Source organism: Streptosporangium sp. NBC_01639, assembly GCF_045209755.1.
Classification (GTDB): Bacteria; Actinomycetota; Actinomycetes; order Streptosporangiales; family Streptosporangiaceae; genus Streptosporangium.
The window spans coordinates 7,774,295-7,797,892 of record NZ_CP109272.1 but is presented as its reverse complement, the minus strand read 5'-3'; the positions used below and the strand labels follow the sequence as shown (position 1 = coordinate 7,797,892).

Sequence of the window (23,598 nt, the reverse complement as noted above, 5' to 3'; positions counted from 1 at the left end):
GGAGCAACCGACGCCGCTGGGCCGCACTGAGGTCCGCGTCTGAGGGGGAGGCGTCTCTTCGCGCGTGTGGCGTCATGACGACCGAAGACGACCTCGGCACCGGCACCGGCACCGGCAGGGTCAGTCGATCCGCTGGCAGATCGCCACCGGTAGCCGAGGAGACCACGTCTTGGTGGCGTCGTCGTAGGCACGGGCGTATCCGTTCTTCCCACCGGCACAGGGAGCGGCGATCGTCGTCTCCACATAGATGGTCCCGCCGGGAGTGATGGAGTGCGACCGGGCGGTCTCCCACTTGGAGAACGCCGTCCGGCCGGTGTTGTACTTGACGACCAGGAAGACGCGGCGGCCGACGGTGAAATTGCCGCCGGCGACCTTGAGATGGCCGTTGAAGATGTAGTCGAACAGGAAGCCGGCGGGGGCCGCGCTGGTGACGCCCGCGGCGGACGTGGTCGACGCGTTCGCCGCGGTGCTGAGGGCCGGAACGCCCAGTGCGACGATGCCGGCGGTGGCAGTGACTCCGAGCAGGGTGCGGATGGTGCGGCTCATCGGGATCTCCTGTGTGCTCGTGTGACCGTGCGGTTCGGGACGCTCTGCCGATCAGAGGCCTGCATCACCATTGATAGGCCGGGGCACCTGCAAGGTGCTTACAACAGCCCTGACGTCCGCATGCGGACCGCTGCAGGTCGTCCAGACCGTGATCAGTCCCGGCGCTCCGATCGGCCGCCACCGTGATCGCCGATCAGAGGCTAGGAAATACGCTTCCGGTAAGTGGAGATGAACTCCCAAAGGATCTTCCGGTCCAAATCCAGGCTCGCGGTTTTGTCATGCCAGATGCCCGTGAAGCCTCGTTGAACGTCCCACCCATCTGACTTCGGCGTGATGTTGAGCTCGACGGTCTTATTGGGGAACGGACCGAACAGCCCAGGCTTTCCAGCCAGATCCGCTTGGCTCCAGCCCGGGCCCAGGATGGGACCGAGGGCCCCTATCGTCTCCTGTCTGGTGGCGCTCAAGAGCGGTCGGTCGTTTATGACCGACATGTTGCTCTTGTAGAGGACGTTGTACGCCAGTTGAACAAACTCGTCGAGACTGGTCTTCGCCCAAATTTCGCCGACCCTCGTACGCCGCGAATCCGATGAGCCGAGGCTGCTGTCCTTACCGTCGGTCGTCCTCATCGAACGGCCCTTGGCCATATCGAACTCGTGGCCGAGCTGGCCCACCCGTTTCTGCAGGAAGAAGGGATTCCTTCTGTCCTCGGCAAACTTTGCGAGCGCGAAGACGGAGACCGCAGGAGCGGTGATCGTAAGAATCCCCAAGGCCCACTTGACATCGTGCCACCGCTTGGCCGGACTCTGCTTCCAGTCTCTGCCCTTCAGGCTCGCATAGCTTGGGGCAGGCCAGGCTCGGGAGGCGAGTGCCGCACCGGTGCTGAGAACGGCCATGCCGAATCCCATCTCAGCGGCGTGCTTCCAATTCCAGCCGGCGCCGCTGGCCCATCCCGCGGTCGCCAGCACGGTTGAGCTCACCGTCCCGCCGACCAGGATCCGGGAGAACGCCCGCTCCCAGGTGGCCGACTCCATGGCCTCGGCGAGACCGGTGAGCGCGGGTCCGCCTCGGCGCAGGAGCGCGGGCAGCGCGGCGTGCGCACCGGCCATCAACCCGCCGGCGAGCGCTCCGTGGCCGACACTCCGGACCAGCTCCGCCGCATCGATGTCGCCGGTGGTGAACAACTGATCGATCGCGCTCAGCCCGCCGGAGAACATCGCGCCCAGCGCGGCCTGACGAATGATCAGCAAGATGATCCGCAGTGCCAGGCCCTCCGCTCGGAGCAGCTTTTTCACCACGACGTCGAGGAGCGGGCCGAGCCGGGGGGCCAGTAGCTTCGCGAGGAGCATCAGCGTCAGCACGAACACCGCGGATGCCACGAATCGCCATCTGGCCTTGACGATCGCGTCGTAGGCGATCTGGCCGCAGTCGGCGAGATGCCGGCACCGCCGCTGCAGGTCCGCCAGTTGCCCCTGCTCGCCGTGCACCACCCACGCGGCCCGTCCGAACGCGGCCGTGGTCGGCCCGGACCCGGCCCTGATCGCCCGCCCGGACTGCCCGGCGATCTGCTCCCGAACGTCGCCGACCACGCGTCCCAGCGCCGTCGCGGCATCCCGTAGCCGCGCCACACCGTCGAGATCGCCATCCGGCCACGCGGATCCGAATCCCACAGATTCGAGGAACCAGATCGCCTGGCTCACGAAGCCAGGCGGTGGTGTGGTCGTCGGCAGGCCGCCCGAGCCCAGTCGGGGCCTGTACTCCTCCGGGTCCTTCAGCCATCCCGGACATGGCTGCGCGCACGGGATCCCGGCGTTCGCCTCCTCGGCCACGGCATACCTGCCCCCGGTGACGGCCAGCCCGGCCGCCATCCCGCGTAGCAGGTTAACCGCCACGACCAGGTCTTTCAGCAGGTCGTCACGGAGTCGGGCGAACCCCGGCACGCCCGCAGCGGGATCGCCCTCGAACAGCGCCCGGCCCAGATCGTCCTGACCGAAGGGCCGCTCGTCCATCACCCGGCAGAACGCGTCCACGCCTCGGGCCAGATCATCAGCGGCCTCCCGGACGCCTCCCCCCGCGCTGACCCAGGTCTCCGGGTTGAATTGCACTGCCCCCGCAGGAGCCAGATCGTTGGCGGCGATGTCTCCTCACCTCCACGATCTACAGCAAACGCTCGCAAACTCTAACGGATCATCTATGCCGACGGAATGCGTGGCCGCTTCAAGGGCGCCCTCTGGAGTAACGGGCGCCGGAGCCGGGGCGGACGCCCGCCCGCCGACCTGCCTCAACGATTTTCCTGCTCCTGCGGAGGGCTACGTGCCCACAGCGCACACTGGCGGGCCGGGAAGCGTCCAGTCACGCGCCGACTACACATAGCGGAGACCGAGATCATCCCGATCACCGCGGGCAGGGCACAACAAGGGCACAGGAGAGTGTGAGACTCATCGAGATGTCGAGAAGCGATGATTGAAAAACCCCATTTCTCAGGTCGTCGGTCATAGGGTTCCTGATGCGGGCGAGGTTTTTGCCGTGCTCCCCTTCGTGCTTGCGTTTCCATTCAAACAGGAGCTCGGGCGGGTAGAGATCCGCGCCTGTCTTCCTGTCGTCAACCTCCGCATGATGCGCCAGGCATAGAAGTATTGGATTGTGAAAGGAGTCCCTTTCCTGCCCCTCTTCGAGGGTACGGCAGGGCGATGACGTGCGGACCCAGGTTGCACCCCGTAGATGTAAGCGATCTGGGCGTTCTTCCTGTAGACGCCAGGCCTGACTTCGAAAATCACTGGAAAGGGGCAATCTGGGGCTTAGCATCGTCCGTTGCCAAGCGTCCAGAGCGCCGCCTGTATAGGGGCTGAAATGTTCCTTCGCTTGTCGTGCTTCTCGACCACGCCCAGAGACCAAATCGCCTGACCGGCTTCGTGAAGACAGCAGACTCTGCTGATGGAGCAGGGTGTGCTGCAGGCTTCGCAACGTAAGACTGCGACAGGGGGAAAATCAGTACAGCGGGTGGGATTACCGTCACCCTAAGTCGAGAACTTCGACTCTGTGACCGTAATGGCCGCCCCAGCGCAGGGTGGCGGCGCAAGGAGAGGGACTCGACCATGCCCAAGTACCTGATTCAGGCGACCTATACCGCGGATGGCCTCAAAGGGGTGTTGCAAGATGGCGGCACCGGACGCCGGCAAGCGGTGGAGCACATGGCGGAAAGCGTCGGCGGGCGGGTCGAGCAGATGTATTTCGCGTTCGGCGAGACAGACACGTATGTGATCGTCGACCTGCCGAGCAATGTGGCTTCGGCCGCTGTGGGTCTCACGATATCGGCGTCTGGGGTGGTACGAACGAAGACGACTGTCCTGCTGACGTCAGAGGAGATCGACGACGCCGCGCGGATGGAGGTGGCATACCGGGCTCCTGGCGCTTGACAGCCGGGTGATTGCGAGCGCCTGAACTGCGGCTTCTGCCGGGATGGGGTCAGGCGCCTTCGTCTCCGTTCGCGATCTCCAGCAGGACTCGTGCATGGCACCAGGCGATCTCTCCCGATTCGGGGAGCGGAGGGTCGCGACCACTTCGGCCGCCGTTTCCTTCTGGATGAGGTAAGGCGGCCGGGGCAATCCGGGGATCAGCTTGTTAACGTCGACCCACTCGACACTCACCGGCGCACCTTCCATCAACGGCCCAACAGGGCTTTCCCGAACGGACAGATCTGCTGAGTGTCCCTCAGCCCAGGACTGTCGATCTTATTTCCGGGAGCCGTCTTGGGAGCCACCGACGTGGACGATCACGGACTCGGCCGGACCGATTCGAACGGCCGGAGTCTCAGCAACCTGCACGGCGAACCGATCCGAACGAGTATGGACATCGTTCGGGTTCTACGGATCAGAAGGCGCTTGAGTTTAAAGGTGTCGCCATGGTCGGGCACAATCAGACCGTAGATCTCCAGGATTGCCCGCTTCTGAAGGCCGCTCGGCTCTGTCCCGCCCACATTCGGACCGAGACTGGCGTCGGTGTGGCTGACGCGCTGGAGTGCCTGGAGTATGACGACTGGGAAGCGGCCCTTCTCCTCCTCGAAGAACTCGGCGATGCGCATCCTCAGCCGCCCGGATTCTGGGACCTGCTGGCCGACGCGGCGGTGCGGGCCGAGCGCCGCCGGATCGCACGGGAGCTGCACGACGTGGTGGCCCACCACATCACAACGATGAACGTGCTGATCGGCGCGGCCCGCACGATCATGACCAGCAACCCGGGGCAGGCTCAGGAAACACCACGGCGGTGCTTCCGGACGTTCAGGTCAAGGCCGGGACAGAGCAGTGGGGTGGACTTACCCAGTCCGCGAAGCTCGACCACCAGCAGGTTCTGCCGATCGAGCATGGGGCCGAGTGCCTCCTCGACGATCGGCATGTCGGGCAGTGCGGGAGCGGGGCCACCGGGGTTGGCGAGGAAGGCTCCCCCGCTCCAGGAGCCTGCTCCCAGAGCGGGTAACCCGCTTACCGACGCCCCCGCCGAAGCGGCGCGGCAGCGTGACGACGCCTTTGCCCAGGTCGACCGGCAGCAGCCGCAAGTAGAGGTTCTCGCAGACCGCCGAGAGCACAACGGCGCGTCAGGCTACACCTGCTCATGAAGAGCTACTCATCGTGCAGACAAGGCAGGAGGCCTCAGCTCGGCCGCGTCTGTGTAAGCCTCTGGGGCTGCTAAGTGCGATCCGACACTGGGGCGACGAGCCAACGGTCGAACCATGTGCGGGTGCGCCGGAGCACGTCGAGCTGGTGGTTGCGTTCCAGGATGGAGTGGCCTTCACGAGGGTAGACCACGAACTCGTGCTCGACGCCGTACGTCCGCAGGGCACGGTGGAAGTACGTGGCCTGGCCGATCGGCACGTTCGTGTCGTCCTCACCGTGCAGAATCAGCACCGGAGTGTGGATCTTCGAGGCGTACGAGATGGGGCTGACCTGGTCGTGTCGGTGCGGGCCGGCCCCCTCCCAGCCGCAGCTACCGCCGAGCCCGGCCTCCAGCCGCCCGTATTCTCCGGTCGCGAGGAGCATGCCCCAGTCGCTGATGCCGGCGCCCATCACCGCGGCCTTGAACCGGTTGGTCTGCCCGACGGCCCAAGCGGCCATGAACCCGCCGTGGCTCCATCCGCCGATGCCGAGCCGGTCAGGATCCGCTATGCCATTGGCGATCAACAAGTCGATGCCGCTGACGATGTCGGTCCATTCGTCCATGCCGACCGCGCCTGCGACGGTCGTCGCGAAGGCGTGCCCGTGCCCCTCGCCGCCGCGCGGATTGGGCAGGAAGACGGCGTATCCCGCGGTCGCCAGCCACTGTCCCGACAGGAGGCCGGCGAAGGAGAACCGGTCAGCGAACCTGTCGTACGGGCCGCCGTGCACCAGCGTGACAAGCGGAAACGGACCGTCATGGCGACTTCGCCCGGCGGGCAGGATCAGCAGCCCGTCGAGGTCGAGCCCGTCGGACGCCTGGTAGGACAGGCGTTCCTGAATTCCCCACCTGACCCCGCGCAGTTCAGGCCTGGTGTCGCTGATTCGGACGAGCCGACCGGCAGGTGGCCCGGCGTGCACGTTGGGCGTCTCGGGTGACGTGCTCACGAAGGCCGCGACGACTTCGCCTGAGTGACTCGCGGTGAGCGAGCCGACCCATCCCCGCACGAACGACATCTGCTGGAACCGCCGCGTTTCCTGATCGAGCCGGTAGATCGCGGTGTCGAGTCCGTCGGCGAACAGCGCCAGCGGTGGCCCGTCAGCGACCTGCGCCAAGCCGGATGGGCAGACGGTCATGTCGCTGGTCAGGTTGCGATGCTCCCCTGCCACTCCGGTGCCAGGCAACTCGGGCGCGAGGAGGTCGAAGACGGCGCGGCCCCCGATAGGGCCGGGCGGAGTCGTGCCGAGGTAGCACAGGTGCCAGGCGTCTCCGGTGTACCACCAGGTGGGTGAGGACGCCTCCAGCGCTGCAGGGCCAAGGTCCTGAACCTTACCGGTCGCCACGTCGACCATGTGCAACGCGCAGGTGAAGATGCCGGGGTCGAGGTCCGGGGCGGCCCAGCTGAGCACCGCGAGCGGGCCGCTGTCGGGCCGCTGCGCCAGCTCGACGACGTGCCGGTCGCCGAGCCCGTCCACCACGCTCAACCGGCCGGTGTCCAGATCGAGCAGCCGCAACCGCTCGCAGGCCGGCGTATCTGTCCACACCTGCGCGTCGTCGCGTTCGGCCTTCCTGCGCTCGTCCTCATCGGTCGGCTCGTCAACGGCCACCACCGCGATCAGTCGGCCGCCCGCCAGCGGAAGATAGGCGGAGATCCCGCTTTTCCAGGTGGTGAGTACCTCCGTCTCCCCGCCGTCGAGCGGGATCCCGTGCACCTGAGTGGTGCCCCGCTTCGTGCGATCGGACCCGAAGAAGAGGGAGGCCGAATCCGGAGCCCAGCGCGGCATGGAGTCCTTCGACGTACCGTCGGTCAGCTGCCTGGGCTCCGAGCTCCCGTCAGCTGCGGCGACCCAGATCGAACTGCTGGGGTGCTCTTCTTTCTGCCCAATCGTGGCGGCCGTGTAGGCGACCCAGCGGCCGTCCGGGGAAATGACTGGCTGCAGCGGTATGACACCGTCCACGACCAGTTGCGGTGTGACCTCGTCAATCAAAGCTCGTCCTCCAGTGACGCATGGGGCGATCAGCACAATGGCGATCATGCCGCCAGTCCGTGAGGCACCGCCAGCTTTCAATCACCGAGGTTGCCGCAGAATTCGCCGTGACACGGGAGGAAGCTCAGGATGCATAAAGTGACGCTCCATAGCTCCCCCGCCCTGTTGCCTCAGTGTCCGTGTCCCTTGGTCGGCCTCGACTCCGTCGTGGAGGTTGTGTGGGGACAACCGTGTAAGTCGGGGTGGACGCCCACGTGAAGACGGACCTGATGCCTCGGTAGGGCTACGGCAATCGGCAACTGCCGGGGCGGGAGAGAGATAGGCCGGGAGTCACCCGGTTGACTCCTGGCAGGCGTGGCGGCGCCGTCCCTCCAGATCCCACGCCGCCACGCCCGTCTTCACCGGGCTCGTCCGAACAGCAGCGCCACCCAGATCGCCCGAGTCCCATGGATCGAGCTGACAGAGGTCTCACGCACCTCGTTGTCGTCATCGAGTTGGATGGTCCGCCGGATGAACGCCCGCCCCCCGCCTTCGCACAGCTCATAGACAGTGGCGCGGCAGAAGCAAGTCCAGGCCACCGGGCGCACCCGCGCGAGCACCGGATACGGCTTTCGCCACTCCAGCCTCGCGTGATCGCGCTGGGCCATGACCACGTGCGGGCTCAGGCATTCATCCAGCGTGATCACGACATGCTCTCAGCGATCAGCTCCGACAGCGGATGCGTCTCTTGGAGTTCCCGGTAGCGGAAGGTGATGCGACGGGCGGCGCGGTCAGGATCGGTCGCCGGGTGCCGGGCGTAGACGAATCGCCGGCGCCGGGCGTCCCAACCGGTGCGCCACCAGAACCGGTCCCCGTCGCACCACACCACCAGGCCGACCCAGACCGACACCAGCGCCAGCCCGTAGCCGTCGTGGACGTCGGCGGCGATGCCGTACTTCTCAAGAGCAACGCGCAGGACTTCGGCTCTCCCGCCGGGATCAACGGTGATCAAGGCCGGGATGGTGCGCCGGGTGGGGTGCTGGAGATCTGGGCCTGTTTCGAGGCTGGTCACGGTGCCGTCCTTCGCCATAGTCATTGACCGCGCCCCTGTACCGGAGCCACCATGGATTGCGCCGTAGCCGCGTGACGGCAGTTGCTTTCAATGGTCGCCGAACAGGGAAATGACCTTTCGGGGCGAGGAAGACGAATTGGTAGCCGCCTACTCCCCGCCTGGTAAAAGCATCAGGGTCGACAACCGGAAATTCACCGTTGCGTCGTTGCCGCAACAATCGTTGCCGCAACAATCGTTGCCGCAACGGTCAGAGAGGGCGTTCGGCGTGGTCAGTGGCCAAGACCTACGGGCAGCGCGGCAGAGCGCGAAGGTCAGTCTCGATGCGCTCGCCGAGCAGATCGGCATGTCAAAGGGACATCTCAGTCGCGTGGAACGTGGACAACGAGAAGTCACTCCGGCCTTACTGCGCAGCTACCAACAAGCATTAGGCGTGCATGTTGCGGCAACCAACACCGAATCTTTCTTACCGGACATTATGGAAGATATGAAACGCAGAAGTGTTTTAGGAATCATTGCGGCTGCCTCTGTGGGATCGGCCTCGCTGGAGCCGCTGGCTCGCCTTCTGGACGGCTTGGACGGCAAGGACCTCGCCAGCGTTGGCGTCGCCGAGGCCCAGGCGGTCGAGGCCGCCGCCGACCTCTACACCCGCATGGACCTGGCCCACGGCGGAAGCATGGCAGCGGCCATGGCGCGCGGCTCTCTGAGCTGGGCGATCGAACTGCTGGACAGGCCGATGACGCCGCCGGTCCGCGAACGCCTGTCCTCAGCCATCGGGCTGCTGGCCGACCGCCTCGGCTGGGCCATCTACGACGCGGGCGACACCGCCAAGGCCGGCCGAGTGCTCACTCTCGCTCTGGACAACGCCGCACGCGGCACTGATCGGGACCTGGGCGCCCACGTCATGCTGGACCTGTCCACCGTCGTCACCGACGCAGGCCGCCCATCGGAAGGCGTGGAGATCCTCCGGCTTGCCCTGGGCGATGAGCGGATCAGCTCCGCCGAGCGCGCCAACCTGCACGCCGTCGCCGCCCGGCACTGCGCCGCAGCCCACGACCGCCCGGCAGGGCTACGACACGTCGACCTCGCCGAGGAAGCACTGACCCGAGCGCAACCGGCCTCATCACCGGGCTGGGCGCGGCGCATCACCGTCTCCCCCGGACACCATGACAGCGCCCTGGGCCTGGCCCTGTTCGCTCTCGATGAGGACGTCCGAGCGCGGGAGCGTCTGTCGTCGGCCGTGGCCAGGCTGGAGGCCGGCCGGACCCGCACCGGGCTGCGCTGCCGTACCCGGCTGGCCATCCTGCACATGCGCGCCGGAGACCGGGAACACGGCGAACGCGAGGCACGCCGGGCCGTACAGGACGCCACCGGTGTCCGATCCCGGCGCATAGCCGGCGACCTGCAGATGATGGTGGCCGGCGCCCGCACCCACGGCCTGAACGGACTCGCCGACGAGCTGACCCACGCCATCGCGCGGGAGGCGACGACCTCAGCGGATGGGTAGCCTGCCAGGACCATCAAGGCTGGTGAGGGGGTCGTGCTGCCAGGCCCGGGACCGCCGTGGACCGGGTCAGGAGGAGCGGGGGTGCCAGTCCCCCCGGTCGAGGTCGAGGGTCTCGGGGGTGTGCAGGCGGACCATGGTGCGGGCCACGCCGGCCGGGATGCGGCCCGGGGTGAGCAGCGAGACCACGATCATGACGGCGAAGGCGATCGGCACCGTCCAGGCGGCGGGCTGGGCGAGCAGGGCTCCGGCCAGGCCGGTGTACGGTCCTCCGGCGATGGTCGTCAGGACCGCGCCGCAGGCCAGCCCGCCTCCCACGAGCAGCCCGGCCATCGCGCCGGTGGAGGTCAGCCGCCGCCACCAGATGCCCAGCACCAGCAGCGGGCAGAAGGAGGACGCGGCGACCGCGAACGCCAGCCCCACCACGTCGGCGACCGGCAGCGAGCGGGCCGAGGTGGCCAGGACGAGCGGCACGGTCACCGCCAGCAGGGCCGCCGTCCGGAACGAGCGCACGCCGCCCCTGAGGATGTCCTGCCCGATGACACCCGCCACCGAGACCGTCAGCCCGGAGGAGGTGGACAGGAACGCCGCGAACGCCCCCGCCGTCACCAGCGAGGTCAGCAGGTCCCCCGCCACTCCCCCGACCAGCCGTCCGGGCAACGTCAGCACCACCATGTCGCTGCCCCGCAGCTCCGGCAGGTAGATCCGGCCCAGCGCGCCGTAGACGGCCGGCAGCAGGTAGAAGGCACCGAGCAGCGACAGGACCACCAGTGTCGTACGGCGCGCGGCCCGGCCGTCGGGGTTGGTGTAGAAGCGGACCAGCACGTGTGGCAGGCCCATGGTGCCCAGGAACGTCGCCAGAATCAGCGAGTAGGTCGAGTAGAGGCCGTACTCCTTGCCGTTGGCCAGCGGCAGCGCCCAGGTGGCCGTGTCGTGCGCGCTCAGCCCGGGGGCGCCGCCCGAATGCCAGGCCAGCAGCAGGAACACCAGCGGCACGGCCAGTGCGGTGAGCTTGAGCCAGTACTGGAAGGCCTGGACGAACGTGATCGACCGCATGCCGCCGGACATCACGTTCACCGCGACCACGGCCGCGACCAGCAGCCCTCCGGCCCAGTCCGGGGCACCGGTGATGGCCCCCAGCACCAGACCGGCGCTCTGGAACTGCGGCATGAGGTACAGCCAGCCGATCAGCACGACCAGCACCCCGGCCAACCGGCGCACGGCCATCGACTCCAGTCGCGCCTCGGCGAAGTCGGGCAGCGTGTAGGCGCCGGAGCGGCGCAGCGGCGCGGAGACCAGGACGAGCAGCACCAGGTAGCCGCCGGTCCAGCCGACCGGCAGCCAGAGCATGTCGGCGCCGTAGGCGAGGATCAGCCCGGCGATGCCCAGGAAGCTCGCCGCCGACAGATACTCCCCGCCGATGGCGGAGGCGTTCCACAGCGGGGAGACGGTGCGGGAGGCCACGTAGAAGTCGGAGGTCGTGCGCGACAGGCGGATGCCGAACGCCCCGATCAGCACCGCCGCCAGGACCACCAGCACGACCGCGGTCACGCCGTACGCGGTGTTCATCGGGCCCGGTCCACCAGTTCGGAGAAGTGGCGCTCGTTCCGTTCGGCCTGCCGTACATAGAGCCAGGCGCCGATCACGAACGCCGGGTAGATCAGGCCGGCCAGCACCACCCACGGCAGGGGGATGCCGGCCAGCCGTACCTCGCGCAGCTCCGGCATCAGCAGGAACAGCACCGGCAGGCCGCCGACCACGCAGCCGAGCACGGTGCAGACGAACAGGGCGAGCCGGAACTGGGTGCGGATCAGCGACCCCATGTAGACCTCGCCCAGCCGGGTCTGCTCGTCGATCTCACGGGTCACCGGGTAGCGGGGGTGGCGGGTGGCCGTGGTCCGCGGGCTGGTGACGATCTCACGGCGCGGCCGCTCGGCCTCCTTCCGGGGCCGGTCCAGCCCGCGGGCGATCCGGTCGGCCTCTCTACGCGACCGGTCCGTCTCTTTACGCGACCGCTCGGCCTCCTTGCGCGACCGCTCGGCCTCCTTGCGCGATCGCTCGCCTTCCTTACGCGACCGTTTGGCCTCCTTGCGCAACCGCTCGCCTTCCTTGCGCGACCGGCCTCCCCGCTCGGTCTCCCTGCGCGGCCGCTCCACCGCGCGGGCGAGCCGCTCGGCCATCCTCCGGCGCGGCTCCGCCTCCTCGGAGGGCTCGGGCTCCTGGCCCTCCCCGCTCATTCGGGCCGTCCTTTGCGCGCCCGGCGGACCAACAGGTCACGCAGCTCACGGGTGTGGCGGCGGCTGACGGGGATCTCGCTCTCCCCGATCCGGACCACGCAGCGACCCGAGTCGATGTGCAGTTCGTCGATGTGCTTGACCGCGACCAGGTGGCTGCGGTGCACCCGGACGAACCCGGCCGAGGCCCAGCGCTCCTCCAGCGTGGCCAGCGAGATGCGGACCAGGTGGCTGCCCCCCGCGGTGTGCAGGCGGGCGTAGTCGCCCTGCGCCTCGACGTAGCGGACCTCGGTGCTGGCCACGAACCTGGTGACGCCGCCGAGCTCCACCGGGATGGTGCCCGGATCGGTACGGCCCGCGGCGTCGTTCTCCGGCAGCTCGACCGAGACGCACACCCTCCGGATGGCCTCGGCCAGCCGTTCCGGCCGGACCGGTTTGAGCAGATAGTCCTCGGCCTTGATCTCGAAGGCGTCCACGGCGTGTTCCTCGTAGGCGGTCACGAACACCACCCGGGGCGGGTTGGCGAACTGCGACAGCAGCCGGCCGAGCACCACCCCGTCCAGGCCGCGCATCCGGATGTCGAGAAAGACCGCGTCGATCGGCCGCCCCTCGGCGATCGCCCGGTCCAGGACACGCAACGCGGCGGCCCCGTCCCTGGCCAGGGAGACCTCGCCGATGCGAGGGTCCTCACGCAGCAGGTAGGCCAGGTCTTCCAGGGCGGGGAGCTCGTCGTCCACCGCCAGGACACGCAGGCCGGTCACGGTCACTCCTCCAGTTCGCTCACGCGGGAATCCCTAGAGGGTGATGAATCAGACATCAGGTGTCAATAGTTCCGGAGCCGTCAAGAGTGTTGATCAGCACCCGGTAGCGCCACAGCACCCGGCAGAGCGGCACCATGAGGACCAGCATCACGGACCCGCTGATCACGAAGACGGTGCGCAGCCCGAACGCCTCTGCCAGCAGGCCGCCGCCCAGGGCGCCCACCGGGATCAGGCCCCACAGCAGGGTACGGATCACTCCCAGAACCCGGCCGAACAGGGCCGCCGGCACCAGAGCCTGGCGGACCGACATGATCAGGACGTTCCAGACCAGGAGTGATCCGCCGACGGCCGCGGAGGTGGCGGCGAGCATCACCGTGGACGGGAAGATCCCGGCGAGTGTGAACGCCAGCCCGGAAACGGACATCGCGACCGCCATCACGGCCGCGCGCGGCCACCGGCGCACCAGGAGCGGCGCGGCCAGGCCGCCCACCACCCCGCCGGCCCCCGAGGCCAGCGCGAACCAGCCGAAAGCCGCGGCGGGCAGCCGCAGCACCTCCACGACGAACAGCACCAGCACCGCCGTCGCCGCCTGGTTCATCCCCGCCGAGAGCGTGCCGATCAGGGTGATGCCCCGGAGCGGCCGGTGGTTCCAGAGCCAGCGCACCCCCTCACCGATCTCCCGGCGCAGGTTGGCGGGCCGTCCGGGGACCGCGCCGGTGCGGTAGCTGCCCGGCAGCAGCAGGAGGAGGACTCCGGCGAGCAGGAAGCCCGCCGAGTTCGCCAGGAACGGGAGTGCGGCGGCGACCACGAACAGCGCGCTGCCCACCGGGGCGCCGAGGAAGCCGTCGGTGACGACCGAGGCCGCCTCGACCCGGCCGTTGGCCTTCTCCAGTTGGTCGCGCCGTACCAGGACGGGCAGCAGGGCATGGACCGCGTTGTCGTAGAGCGTCTCGACGGTGCCGAGCGCGAACGCGGCCACGTAGAGCATCCACATGGCCGCGTGGCCGGTCAGCACCGCCGCCGTCAGCAGCCCGACCACCACGGTCCTGACGAACTGGGCGACGATCATCGCCTTGCGGCGGTCCAGCCGGTCCACCAGCGCGCCGCTGACGATCGCGAACAGCACCCAGGGCAGGAAGGTGAGCGACGACAGCGCCGCGACGAGCACCGGCTCCCGGGTCAGGGTCACCGCCAGCAGCGGCAGCGCGATCCGGCCGATGCCGTCCCCCAGGTTGGACACGGTGCTTGAGGTGAACAGCAGCCAGAACCTCCGCCCGAGCCCCGGCGGGCCGGGGACGGAGGACTCCCCCGGCCCCGGCCCGCCCTCCGCCGACGGCGCGATGACGTCAGCCGGGGAGGACGGCACATGCGCCGGGCCGGGTCCGTCACCTCCCGCTGTCGGTTCGGCGGCGCTCTGGGGGGACGTGCTCATGGTTCCTCCGGATGGGGGGCAGCCGAGGAGGGCACCGGACCGCTCCCGGCCGCGTCGGCGGCGGCGCCGGGGACGGCGGGCCCCGGCTCGGCCCTCTTCGATGGCAAGGCCTCCCGCAATATAGACATCGCCGCGGACACTTCCGCGACCCGACCCGACCCGACCCGATGCGACGCGACGCGACGCGACGCGACGCGGTCCGGCCCGGTCCGGCCCGGTCCGGATCTCGGGCCGCGGCCGGTGAGCCGGAGCCGCCATGCGTCAGTGCGCGGAGACCCCGGGGTGATACTTGGGCAGCCGGACGCTGACCTTGGTGCCCGCGCCCTTCCCCGTCTCGGCCACCAGGCCGTACTCGTCTCCGTAGACCTGGCGCAGCCGCTCGTCCACGTTGGCCAGCCCCACCCCTCCGGCCCCGGAACGCTCGTCGGCGTGACCGGCCAGGATGCGGCGCAGGCGCTCCGGCTCCATGCCGACGCCGTCGTCCTCCACACTGATCCGGCACTCGGCGCCCGCGTCCTCGGCGATGATCGAGATGTGACCCGTTCCGGGCTTGCTCTCCAGCCCGTGCTGGACGGCGTTCTCCACCAGCGGTTGCAGGCACAGGAACGGCACGGCGACCGGAAGCACCTCCGGGGCGATCCGCAGCGTCACACGGAGCTGGTCGCCGAAACGGGCGCGCTCCAGGGTGAGATAGCGGTCAATGGAACGCAGCTCCTCGGCCAGCGTGGTGAACTCGCCGTGCCTGCGGAACGAGTAGCGGGTGAAGTCGGCGAAGTCCAGCAGCAGTTCGCGGGACCTGTCGGGGTCGGAGCGGACGAAGCTCGCGATGGTCGTGAGCGAGTTGTAGATGAAGTGCGGGGAGATCTGCGCGCGCAGCGCCCGGACCTCGGCCTCCATCAGCCTCGTCCTGGACCGGTCGAGTTCGGCCAGCTCCAGCTGGGAGTCCACCCAGCTCGCGACCTCGTGGGTGGCCCGTACCAGGCCCGCCGAGGCGTGCCCGCCGTAGGCGGCGAGCGAGCCGACCACCCGGCCGTCGGTGGTCAGCGGCACCACGACCGCGAACCTGATCGGGCAGTCGGGGAGGTCACACGAGACGACCTCCGGGCCGAGGACCTGGGTCCGGCCCCCCGCGAGGGTCTTGGCGGCATGGGTGAACGCCTCCCTGGCGTGGTGGTCGCCCTCACCGTCGTAGACCAGCAGCCGCTCCCCGTCGGTGATCGCCAGCGCCGGGGAGCCGAGCAGTTCGCGCAGGTGCCGGGACGCCTTCTGGGTGCCCGCCTCGGTCAGCCCGGCCCGCAGCGGCGGCGCGGCGAGCGAGGCGGTGTGCAGGGTCTCGAAGGTGGCCCGCTCGGCCGGGCTGGTGCCCAGTTCCCGCCTGCCGCGCAGCACCCGCCACAGGACCAGGGCGGGGATGCCCACCAGGGCGGCGACCAGCAGCAGGGCGACGAGGGGTTCCACGTCCCGGACCCTATCCGTCCAGGTCCGTGCGCGTCTCATCGGCGACCGACCGCCGGCCGGGTCCGCCCGCGAAGGAGGGCATCAGGCGGATGTGCCGGCGATGAATCATGTTCCGGCCGTCTGGCGCGACTACCTCTTGCCAATCAGCCTTCGCGAAATTACGGTCAGGACCGTTAACTAGCGAGGAGACATCGTGAGATTACGTCTGGCGGCCGTGGCCGCCGCCCTCTTGCTCATCCCTGCCCCCGCCATGACCGGGCAGGCCGCCGCGGCGGCGCCGCCGGCCGGTTGCGGCCTCCGAAGCCTCGGGGCGATGCCACTCGTCGGCGCCACCACCGCGGGCACCGCGCTCGACGCCACGTATCCGGGCGGACCGCGCGTCTACTCGGTGACCTCCAGCGCGTCCGGCCCGGCGCTGCTGGGCGTCCGGAACGCACTCGACGGCACACTGATCGCCGAGCGGCCGCTGGCACTGGCACTCGGCTCGTGGGCGGTCTCCGTCGCCCCCGACCACTCGGTCTACGTGGGCTCCTACAACGCCACCGCAGGCGCGATGGGCCGGCTGTTCCGCTACGTCCCGGACACCGGCCAGGTGATCGAGGCCGGCATCGCCGTACCCGGGGAAACCTTCGTGTGGACGGTGGAGGCCGGCCCGGACGGCGGATCCGTCTACGGCGGCACCTCCCCGACGGGCAGGCTGTTCCGCTATGACGTGGGCAGCGGGCGGACCACCGACCTGGGCAGCCCGATCCCCGGCCAGCAGTTCGTCCGCGACCTGGCGATCGACGACGACGGCACGATCTACGCGGGCATCGGCTCGCAGGCCATGAAGATCGCGGTGGTCGGGCCCGACGGCGCCACCAAGAAGATCATCGACGCGCCGATCGAGGGCGACGGCTCCGCCTACGACCTCGACCTGGCCGGGCGCTACCTGCTGGTGCGGTTCGTCACCACGACGGCGACCAACCCCATGGGGATCTACGATCTGGAGAAGGGCCGCTGGACGCGGGTCGTCGACGACGTCGACAGCCTGACCGTGGGCGGCGGTGTGCGCGGACACGAGGCCTACCTCTTCCAGAACGACGAGCTGGTCAAGGTCGATCTGAAGAGCGGCCGGGTCAAGAAGCTGGGCTTCACCGACTTCGGCGGCGGCGCGGCCCGCACGCTCGGTTGGATCGGCCACACCCTGGTCGGCACCGCCTCGACCGGCAAGCTGTGGACCTACGACCGCAAGAGCGGCAAGGCCACGACGTTCGAGTCGACGCTGACCGGGCAGCCGGTCAGCGTCCGGTCGATGGGCGTCGGTCCCGACGGCCGCATCTACGGCGGCGGTTTCTTCACCGGGGGTCTGGCCGCCTACGACACCGCGACCGGCCAGACGCAGTTCTGGCCGAACGTCGGCCAGAGCGAAGGCATCGTCACCCACAAGGGCAAGCTGTACCTCGGCGTCTACCCCGGCGCGCGGATCTATGAGTTCGACGGCACCGAACCCGAACTGCTGCTCAGCCTGACCGAGCAGGAGCAGGACCGTCCGTTCGCGATGGTCTCGGCGGGCGACCTGCTGGCCTTCGGCACCGTGCCCAAGACCGGCACGGCGGGTGGCGCGCTCGGTCTCTACGACCCCGCCACCGGCCGCACGGTGATCAGGCGGAACATCGTCCCGAACCACAGCATCATCGGCCTGGCCTACCGCGACGGCGTCGTCTACGGCGCGACCTCCGCTTTCGGCGGGCTGGGCCGGCCGCTCGACACCGCCGCCTACGTGTTCGCCTACGACATCGCGACCGACACCGTGAAGTGGAAGAGCGCACCCGTGCCCGGTGACCTGGCACTCGGCTCGATCACCTTCGACGAGACCGGCCATCTGTGGGGCATGACGCCCGACGCGTTGTTCGAGATGGACCCGGCGACCGGGCAGACGCTGCGGACGGCCAGGCACCAGGTGTACTCCTGGTCCAGCCAGACGCAGGTCTGGCTGGACACCGCCATCGAGGCCGACGCGGGCGTGATCTGGGCCAAGGCCCAGGGCAAGGTCTACAAGGTCGACCGGACGACGCTGGCCTTCAGCCTGGTCACCCGGCCGATCTCCCTGATGGTGAAGGCCCCCGACGGGCACCTCTACCTGTCCCGCAACGAGAACTTCTCCACCTACCGGGTCTGCGGCTCGTAGCGCAGCAGCTTCGGCCCCTCGGCGAAGTAGACGTCCCCGGACCTGTGCACCGCGAGCTGCTGCACAGGTCCTTCCTTCAGTACGGTGTGCCGCCCCGTCAGCGGGCTGAGCGAGAACACCGAGGAACCCGCGTGCGTGCCGTACAGGGTGAGGTCGCGGGGGTTGTAGACGAGCTGCCCGGCGGTGCTCTCACTGTCCGACAGCGTGACCCGGGAGACGACCTTGCGCAGGAGCGGGCTGACCGCGAACACCTCGCCGCCGGCGATCCCCCACAGCCGGCCGAGGGGGTCGAAGGTCAACCCGGAGACGGCAGGCTTGCCCGGCGCGGGCGTCATCTCCCACAGCAGCCGGTTCTCCCGGATGGACCAGGCGAACAGCTTCGCCTCCGGCTGCGTCGGCGGGGTCGCCGTCTGACCGCTGTAGATCGAGGTGCCGCCGTAGACGACGCCGTCGCGGTAGGCCAGCGAGACGATGGACTGGTCCTTGACCAGGTTACGCCGGGAGACCTTCAGCACGCCCTCGTCCGGGTCCCAGAGGGCGAACACGCCGCCGAGCTGGCCGAGGTCGGGCATGGTGCCGACGGCGAGGTATCTCCCGGCCGAGACCATCGCGCGGGGCCTGATCTGCTTGTCGGCGGCGAAGTCGAAGAGCCTGGCGGGGTTGGGTGCGGGCCCGGGTTCGGGGCTGGGTGAGTATTCGGTGCTGTTCCACGGCAGCTTGGGGTCGTAGGAGTAGACGCGGGCCTCCGGGTAGGCGCCGACGTACAGCCTGCCTCGGTGCGAGACCATGTCCTCGCTCTGGGAGAAGGTGTGGAACTCCTGCGTCTGCCCGGTCTCAGGGTCGATCGCGGCGAAGCCGCCGTTGAGGAACCCTCCGGCGTACACGCGGTGGTCGGGGCCCTCGGACAGGGCGGTGATGTCGATCGGCTCGCCGCGTACGGCGGTCTGCACGAACGACTTGGCGCCGGTCTGCGGGTTGTAGCGGAACATCAGACCCCGCCAGAGCATCCCGACGACGCTCTTGCCCGGGTAGTCGGGCAGGCCCAGCTCGGCCCAGCCGATGCCGCGCGAGTTGGCCACCCGGCCGGTGATCGACACGCCGGTGCCGGTGACGGCATGGGTACGCGGGTCGTAGCCGACGAGTTCCCCCGACTTGATCAGGTAGACCCGGCCCTGCTCGTCGGGCGGGGAGACGTCGAGGCCGTGGGCGGCGTCGAGCTTGTCGACCCACGCGCCCGCGGCGATGTCCCACACGTGCAGCGGTCCCGGGCTCGCACTGCCGAACCGCACGTACAGGTAGCCGTCGACGGCGTTGACGTCGTAGGCCCACTGACCGGCCGGGTTGAAGCCGTCGGGCAGCGGCAGCTGCCTGGCGGCGCCGCTGGCGGCGTCCACCTCGAACAGGGCCGCCGGTGCCTCGGTGCCCGCGTAGATCTTGCCGCCCGTCGTGGAGACGCTGCGGACGTAGGCGTGGGTGGGGGACAGCTTGCCGTAGTCCCGCACGCCGGTGGCGGGATCGTAGCCGAACAGCCGCCCGCCGGGCGAGGTGCCGCCATAGACGGTGGCGCCCTGACCGGGGGCGACGCTCCAGACGAAGTCGTCCGAGGCGACCGGGCGGCCGAGGTCGCGCACGCCGTCCTGCGCGGTCCAGCGGTAGAGGCGGCCGTCGCCGTAGCCCCCGACGTAGACGCTCCCGTCGGGGGTGACGTCGACGGCGTAGGAGCCGTCCGCGCCCGGCAGGTCGTAGCGGGCCACCTCGGCTCCGGTCGCCGGGTCGATCGCGTTGAGGTGGGCGGGGGTACCCGACGAGACCGACCACAGCACGGTCGCGCCACCGGGTCCCGGGGCGACGACACCACCGATGAGCAGGACGTCCTGCAGCGGCACGCCGAGTTCGGTGATCTTGCCACGGGTGCGGGCCTCGGCGGGTCCCTGGAACACCGGCACCAGGGACGCCGCGAGGATGATCGCTAATAATTTTCTCATTAAGGTCATGACCGGAAAGCTAGAAATAGCTTTCTCTTTCGTCAAGACCCAATTTCGGGATAGACCGAAATCTAGCTCTGCGCCGGAGGGATCGTCAGGGCCGGACAGCGGGGATCGAGCCGGATCAGCGCCAGGTCACGCCCGGCCAGGGCCCAGGCGTTCCACGAACCGGGCTCGAAGTGGAGCTGCGGGTTGGTGTACCACTCGTCGCCCAGACCGGTCGCCACGAGCTTGGCCTCGGTGCCGAGCTCGTACGCGTTGCCGCCGCCGAAGAAGGTGGAGACGAAGACCCGGTTCCGGTGGACGGTCAGCTCGCCGTACCCGGGCAGCGGGCCCTGGTGGGTGATCGTGCGGGTGGCCAGGTCCATCGCGAACCAGCTCGCGTTGCGCTTGTAGACGCCGTAGAGCACGCCGTCGTGCACCTTGACGTCCTGGAAGGTGCGGTACCCGGCGACCGGGTCCACCTGCCAGAGCACCTTACGGCTGCGCAGGTCGAACGCCGCGACGGACGCCGACGACTTCACCGGCGGGGCGCCGCCTCCGCCTAGCACGTCACCGCCCAGGTAGACGACGCCGTGGCGGGAGTCGAGCGAGAGGCTCATGAGGCTCTGGTCGGGGATGACGTCCACGTAGACGTCCATCTGGCCGCTGTCGGGGTCGACCACCGACAGCGCGCCCTTGAGGTTGGCACCGAGCGGCGCGGAGGCGACGAGCAGCTTGTCGGTGCGCGGGTCGTACTCCAGGTCCCACGGCCGCTGCTGGCCGTGGCCGAGGTAGCCGAGGCTGCGGATGCGGTCGCGCCGGTCGATCTCGATGATCTGGCCGCTGGGATAGATCGCGGCGTAGACCTTGTCTCCGCGGCGCACCAGGTCTTTCGGCTCACCCGGCAGCCAGATCCGGCGCTGCTCGCCGCTGCGCAGGTCGCGGATGGTGAGGGAGAAGTGGCCGCCGACGTACAGCGTGCGGCCGGGGTCGAGCAGCATCGACTGCGGACGCTCCGAACCGGTCGGCAGGCCCGCCTCGATCAGGTCGGTGAACTCGGCCTGCCCGGTGCGCACGTCCATCGTCCACATGCCGCCGCTGCCGGAGAAGCCGCGCAGCGTGTCGCCCTCGACCACCAGCCGGCGGGTCTCCTCGCCGAGCTTGGGGGTGCCGACCTCGGTGAGCGCGGTGTCACCCGTGCGGTAGCGGTAGACGGCGCCCTGCGGCCTGGACGACACGTACGCGGTGCCGTCGCCGGCGAAGCCGATCATGTCGAGGGTGAGGTCGCCGAGATCGACCGCTCTGCCGTCCGAGCCGTCCTTTCGCACGTCGAAGAGGGTGTTCCCACTGGCCCCGAGCACCCGGTCGCCGTGCTCGGCGACCGCGCCGAACCCGGTGCCGCCCGCCGCCAGCTCGCGCACCGCGCCGCTCGCGCGGTCGATCGCGACCAGTTTGGCCTTGTCGAGCAGTCCGGCGTACACGGTGTGGTCGTCGGCGGCGAGGCTGCGTACGTAGCGCTCGCCCGCGGCCAGCACCCCGAAGTCGCGCACCGCGCCGGTGGCCGGGTCGTACTCGTGGACCCGGCCGTCGGGATAGGTCCCGGCGTAGATCTTCCCGTCGGGGGCGGCGGCCAGACTCCAGACGAACCCGCCGCTACGTCCGAACGACGTCAGGTGTTCGACCCCGCCCGTCGCCGGGTCGAACCGGTACAGATCCGGCACCGGGTAGGTGCCGACGTAGACCTTGCCGTCCGCGACCGCCGTGGCCCAGGCCCCCTCGGCCTCACCGGTGGCGGGCGCGTCGGGCAGCCGCACCGAGCGGAGCGTCTTCCGGGTGGTCAGGTCGATCTCGGCGAGCACCGGCGGCTTCAGGCCGCGCGTGACGACGTACCCGCGCCCTTCGTAGGTGACGGCGCCGACGATGGCGCCGGTCACGGACGCGGGCCCGAACCTCTGCACTCCGGTCCCGTCGCACGACGCCTTCAGGGCCTGCGCGTTCTTTACGGCGGGGCCCTGTACGGCGGGGCCCTGCACGACGGCCGGTCCCTGCGGCGCGGCATAGGCGACCGAGGGGACGAGCAGGGCGGGTAACGCGGCGACGGCGGCGAGCACGGCTCGCGGCGATCGGCTGTGGAGCATGGGGGCACTCCTTGCGAGGGTTGCTTCTCTGCAATATTGGCCCCGACCGTAATCATACGCGCAGGAAGTGTCAATGATCTGGACCTTGTATTTGGCCAGGGGGGAGGATTATGGTCATGACCGGTATTTGACTAGGAGGATGCTTGTATGACGCCCTTCGATGCCCGGCGTCTGGTCGGCGACCTGGTGGTGACGCTCGACGCCGACGTGCTCAGCGGCGCCTACCCCGACCGTGACCCCCCGCCGGAGCCCGCCCCGCGTGTCCTGGCCCGCCATCGCATCACCGCGGGCGCGGTGTCCAGCCTACGGGCCGCGCTCTTCGACATGAGATCGGGCAACGACGAAACCCTCGCGTCGGCCACCTCGGCGGGGATCGTGCCCGTCGGCGCCCTCGACCTGCGCGACCCGCTGGGCGCGGCTCGCGAGATGGAACGGCTGGCCGGCCTGGGGGTGCGGGCGATCCGCCTCTTCCCCGAAGAGCAGGGCGTCGAGGCGGGCTTCCCCTCGGTGCGGCACATCGCCGAGCGGGCCGCCGTACTCGACCTGACCGTGCTGACCGGGGGTGACGTGCGCCGGTTCTGGCGGCCGTTCACCGGCCTCGGCCTCCGGGTCGTCTTCCTCGACACGCACTTCTACCACCTGGGCGACTTCCTCGTGGCGGCCGCCGGCGAGCCGGGCTTCCACACCTCGACCCGGCTGCTCAACTCCCCCGACGCGCTGGAGACCGCCGCCGGCGAGGTCGGCGCCGAACGCCTGCTGTTCGGCTCCCGCACGCCGTACTACGAACCGCTCGTCCCCCTGTTGCGGCTGGCCACCGGCGGCCTGAAGCCCGACGAGGTCGCCCTCGTCGCCGGAGGCAACGCCCGCCGTCTGCTCCTCGGAGAATCCGCATGATCATCGATGTGCACGCGCACTGGGGTCCGTGGTTCTTCACCATGGACGTCGCCGGGCTGACGGTCCGCGCCATGGACCGCTACGGGATCGACTTGGCCATCGTGTCGGGCACCGAGGCCGTCATATACGACGCCCCCGCGGGCAACCGCGCCCTGGCCGCCTACCTGGACTCCGCGCCCGACGCCGCCCGCCTGTACGGTTACGTGACCGTCAACCCGCGCCGCCTGGCCGACGCCGAGCGCGACCTGAACGCCTACCTGCCCACCGGCCGGTTCGTCGGCGTGAAGATCCACACCGACTACACCGGCTCCCCCGTCACCTCCCCGCGGCTGCGCGACGCGCTGGCCCTGGTGGCCTCGGCGGGCGTCCCGGCGCTGGTCCACACCTGGGGCACCTCCGTGCTCGACCTGGCCCAGGTGTGCCTCGACACGCCCGGCCTGCGCGTGATCGCCGGGCACATGGGCGCGGACGGCTACCGGCACGCCATCGAGGCCGCCCGCGGCTGCGACCGCCTCTACCTGGAGCCGTGCTGGTCGCACTTCCCTGCCGGGCGCATCGCGGAGGTCGCCGCCGCCGTGGATCCGGAGCGGCTGCTGTTCGGCACCGACTCCACCCTCATCGACCCGGCCTCCGCTTTCGGCGCCGTGGCCGCCGCGGGCCTGACCGGCGCGGCGGCCGACCGCCTGGCCTGGCGGAACGCCGCCGCCCTCTTCCGTCTCCCGGTCGGCTGACCGGGAGACGGCGCGGGTCGCACGAGCGACAGGTCGCGCGGCCGCTTCCGCAGCCGCGCGACCTGTGGTGACATATTCATCCG

The 23,598-nt window shown here is 69.6% G+C and carries 19 protein-coding genes and 1 pseudogene; 6 read left to right on the top strand and 14 right to left on the bottom strand.

Annotation, left to right across the window (positions count from 1 at the left end; translation table 11 throughout):
- Positions 1 to 120 precede the first annotated feature (120 nt).
- Together OHA77_RS35390 and OHA77_RS35385 are read right to left on the bottom strand one after the other, a co-directional pair.
- The gene (locus OHA77_RS35390; RefSeq protein WP_326823852.1) at positions 121 to 546 is read right to left on the bottom strand and encodes a hypothetical protein; all 426 of its coding nucleotides are present in this window, start codon (positions 544 to 546) and stop codon (positions 121 to 123) included.
- A gap of 200 nt (positions 547 to 746) precedes the next feature.
- On the bottom strand, positions 747 to 2,573 hold the full coding sequence (locus OHA77_RS35385) for a sugar transferase (RefSeq protein WP_406313628.1): 1,827 nt from the start codon (positions 2,571 to 2,573) through the stop codon (positions 747 to 749).
- A 1,065-nt stretch (positions 2,574 to 3,638) separates the two neighbouring features.
- Here OHA77_RS35385 and OHA77_RS35380 point away from each other — a divergent pair.
- Positions 3,639 to 3,959 (top strand): GYD domain-containing protein, encoded by a 321-nt coding sequence (locus OHA77_RS35380; RefSeq protein ID WP_326823854.1) that lies wholly within the window; start codon positions 3,639 to 3,641, stop codon positions 3,957 to 3,959.
- Between the two features lie 356 nt (positions 3,960 to 4,315).
- Here the strand turns inward: OHA77_RS35380 and OHA77_RS35375 are convergent, their stop codons facing one another.
- The 5 genes from OHA77_RS35375 to OHA77_RS35355 form a co-directional block, all read right to left on the bottom strand.
- Positions 4,316 to 4,723 (bottom strand): hypothetical protein, encoded by a 408-nt coding sequence (locus tag OHA77_RS35375; protein ID WP_406319976.1) that lies wholly within the window; start codon positions 4,721 to 4,723, stop codon positions 4,316 to 4,318.
- A gap of 65 nt (positions 4,724 to 4,788) precedes the next feature.
- Positions 4,789 to 4,935, bottom strand: a complete 147-nt coding sequence (locus tag OHA77_RS35370) for a hypothetical protein (RefSeq protein WP_406319975.1) — start codon at positions 4,933 to 4,935, stop codon at positions 4,789 to 4,791.
- A gap of 290 nt (positions 4,936 to 5,225) precedes the next feature.
- Entirely contained in the window at positions 5,226 to 7,178 is a 1,953-nt protein-coding gene (locus OHA77_RS35365) for a S9 family peptidase (protein WP_406313627.1), read from the bottom strand.
- Between the two features lie 398 nt (positions 7,179 to 7,576).
- Entirely contained in the window at positions 7,577 to 7,864 is a 288-nt protein-coding gene (locus OHA77_RS35360) for a hypothetical protein (protein ID WP_406313626.1), read from the bottom strand.
- Positions 7,861 to 8,253, bottom strand: coding sequence for a hypothetical protein (locus OHA77_RS35355; protein WP_406313625.1), 393 nt, complete (start codon positions 8,251 to 8,253; stop codon positions 7,861 to 7,863). The genes OHA77_RS35360 and OHA77_RS35355 overlap by 4 nt, the downstream gene beginning before the upstream one ends.
- Before the next feature lie 85 nt (positions 8,254 to 8,338).
- Between OHA77_RS35355 and OHA77_RS35350 the strand changes: the two are divergent.
- Together OHA77_RS35350 and OHA77_RS35345 are read left to right on the top strand one after the other, a co-directional pair.
- A pseudogene (locus OHA77_RS35350) lies at positions 8,339 to 8,611 on the top strand (helix-turn-helix domain-containing protein); the annotation flags it as partial.
- A gap of 144 nt (positions 8,612 to 8,755) precedes the next feature.
- Positions 8,756 to 9,733, top strand: a complete 978-nt coding sequence (locus OHA77_RS35345) for a hypothetical protein (protein ID WP_406319974.1) — start codon at positions 8,756 to 8,758, stop codon at positions 9,731 to 9,733.
- Between the two features lie 66 nt (positions 9,734 to 9,799).
- Here the strand turns inward: OHA77_RS35345 and OHA77_RS35340 are convergent, their stop codons facing one another.
- The 5 genes from OHA77_RS35340 to OHA77_RS35320 all read right to left on the bottom strand — a co-directional run bounded on the left by OHA77_RS35340 (position 9,800) and on the right by OHA77_RS35320 (position 15,615).
- Positions 9,800 to 11,299, bottom strand: coding sequence for a cation acetate symporter (locus OHA77_RS35340; RefSeq protein WP_406313624.1), 1,500 nt, complete (start codon positions 11,297 to 11,299; stop codon positions 9,800 to 9,802).
- Complete coding sequence (locus tag OHA77_RS35335) at positions 11,296 to 11,967, bottom strand: hypothetical protein (RefSeq protein ID WP_406313623.1); 672 nt, start codon at positions 11,965 to 11,967, stop codon at positions 11,296 to 11,298. The genes OHA77_RS35340 and OHA77_RS35335 overlap by 4 nt, the downstream gene beginning before the upstream one ends.
- The gene (locus OHA77_RS35330; protein ID WP_406313622.1) at positions 11,964 to 12,725 is read right to left on the bottom strand and encodes a LytR/AlgR family response regulator transcription factor; all 762 of its coding nucleotides are present in this window, start codon (positions 12,723 to 12,725) and stop codon (positions 11,964 to 11,966) included. The genes OHA77_RS35335 and OHA77_RS35330 overlap by 4 nt, the downstream gene beginning before the upstream one ends.
- A gap of 55 nt (positions 12,726 to 12,780) precedes the next feature.
- The gene (locus OHA77_RS35325; RefSeq protein ID WP_406313621.1) at positions 12,781 to 14,157 is read right to left on the bottom strand and encodes an MFS transporter; all 1,377 of its coding nucleotides are present in this window, start codon (positions 14,155 to 14,157) and stop codon (positions 12,781 to 12,783) included.
- 261 nt (positions 14,158 to 14,418) lie between these two features.
- Positions 14,419 to 15,615 carry a sensor histidine kinase gene (locus OHA77_RS35320; RefSeq protein ID WP_406313620.1) on the bottom strand — a complete coding sequence of 399 codons (1,197 nt, stop codon included), beginning with the start codon at positions 15,613 to 15,615 and terminating at the stop codon, positions 14,419 to 14,421.
- Between the two features lie 193 nt (positions 15,616 to 15,808).
- On the opposite strand from OHA77_RS35320, the gene OHA77_RS35315 reads away from it, so the two are divergent.
- Positions 15,809 to 17,785 carry a hypothetical protein gene (locus tag OHA77_RS35315; protein WP_406313619.1) on the top strand — a complete coding sequence of 659 codons (1,977 nt, stop codon included), beginning with the start codon at positions 15,809 to 15,811 and terminating at the stop codon, positions 17,783 to 17,785.
- Here the strand turns inward: OHA77_RS35315 and OHA77_RS35310 are convergent.
- Together OHA77_RS35310 and OHA77_RS35305 are read right to left on the bottom strand one after the other, a co-directional pair.
- Positions 17,764 to 19,779, bottom strand: a complete 2,016-nt coding sequence (locus OHA77_RS35310) for a hypothetical protein (protein WP_406313618.1) — start codon at positions 19,777 to 19,779, stop codon at positions 17,764 to 17,766. The two genes, OHA77_RS35315 and OHA77_RS35310, sit on opposite strands and share 22 nt — an antisense overlap.
- A gap of 62 nt (positions 19,780 to 19,841) precedes the next feature.
- Positions 19,842 to 21,890 (bottom strand): hypothetical protein, encoded by a 2,049-nt coding sequence (locus OHA77_RS35305; RefSeq protein WP_406313617.1) that lies wholly within the window; start codon positions 21,888 to 21,890, stop codon positions 19,842 to 19,844.
- A gap of 147 nt (positions 21,891 to 22,037) precedes the next feature.
- On the opposite strand from OHA77_RS35305, the gene OHA77_RS35300 reads away from it, so the two are divergent.
- Both OHA77_RS35300 and OHA77_RS35295 read left to right on the top strand, forming a co-directional pair.
- Entirely contained in the window at positions 22,038 to 22,784 is a 747-nt protein-coding gene (locus OHA77_RS35300) for an amidohydrolase family protein (RefSeq protein ID WP_406313616.1), read from the top strand.
- A complete protein-coding gene (locus tag OHA77_RS35295) occupies positions 22,781 to 23,515 on the top strand; it encodes an amidohydrolase family protein (protein WP_406313615.1) in 735 nt (244 codons plus the stop codon). The genes OHA77_RS35300 and OHA77_RS35295 overlap by 4 nt, the downstream gene beginning before the upstream one ends.
- Positions 23,516 to 23,598: the final 83 nt, after the last annotated feature.

What these genes read in the sequence shown, in the direction of transcription:
- OHA77_RS35390 (WP_326823852.1), bottom strand. Translation starts at nt 546, where the DNA reads ATGAGCCGCACCATCCGCACCCTGCTCGGAGTCACTGCCACCGCCGGC.
- OHA77_RS35380 (WP_326823854.1), top strand. Translation starts at nt 3,639, where the DNA reads ATGCCCAAGTACCTGATTCAGGCGACCTATACCGCGGATGGCCTCAAA.
- OHA77_RS35370 (WP_406319975.1), bottom strand. Translation starts at nt 4,935, where the DNA reads ATGCCGATCGTCGAGGAGGCACTCGGCCCCATGCTCGATCGGCAGAAC.
- OHA77_RS35355 (WP_406313625.1), bottom strand. Translation starts at nt 8,253, where the DNA reads ATGACTATGGCGAAGGACGGCACCGTGACCAGCCTCGAAACAGGCCCA.
- OHA77_RS35340 (WP_406313624.1), bottom strand. Translation starts at nt 11,299, where the DNA reads ATGAACACCGCGTACGGCGTGACCGCGGTCGTGCTGGTGGTCCTGGCG.
- OHA77_RS35335 (WP_406313623.1), bottom strand. Translation starts at nt 11,967, where the DNA reads ATGAGCGGGGAGGGCCAGGAGCCCGAGCCCTCCGAGGAGGCGGAGCCG.
- OHA77_RS35325 (WP_406313621.1), bottom strand. Translation starts at nt 14,157, where the DNA reads ATGAGCACGTCCCCCCAGAGCGCCGCCGAACCGACAGCGGGAGGTGAC.
- OHA77_RS35310 (WP_406313618.1), bottom strand. Translation starts at nt 19,779, where the DNA reads ATGACCTTAATGAGAAAATTATTAGCGATCATCCTCGCGGCGTCCCTG.
- OHA77_RS35305 (WP_406313617.1), bottom strand. Translation starts at nt 21,890, where the DNA reads ATGCTCCACAGCCGATCGCCGCGAGCCGTGCTCGCCGCCGTCGCCGCG.
- OHA77_RS35300 (WP_406313616.1), top strand. Translation starts at nt 22,038, where the DNA reads ATGACGCCCTTCGATGCCCGGCGTCTGGTCGGCGACCTGGTGGTGACG.
- OHA77_RS35295 (WP_406313615.1), top strand. Translation starts at nt 22,781, where the DNA reads ATGATCATCGATGTGCACGCGCACTGGGGTCCGTGGTTCTTCACCATG.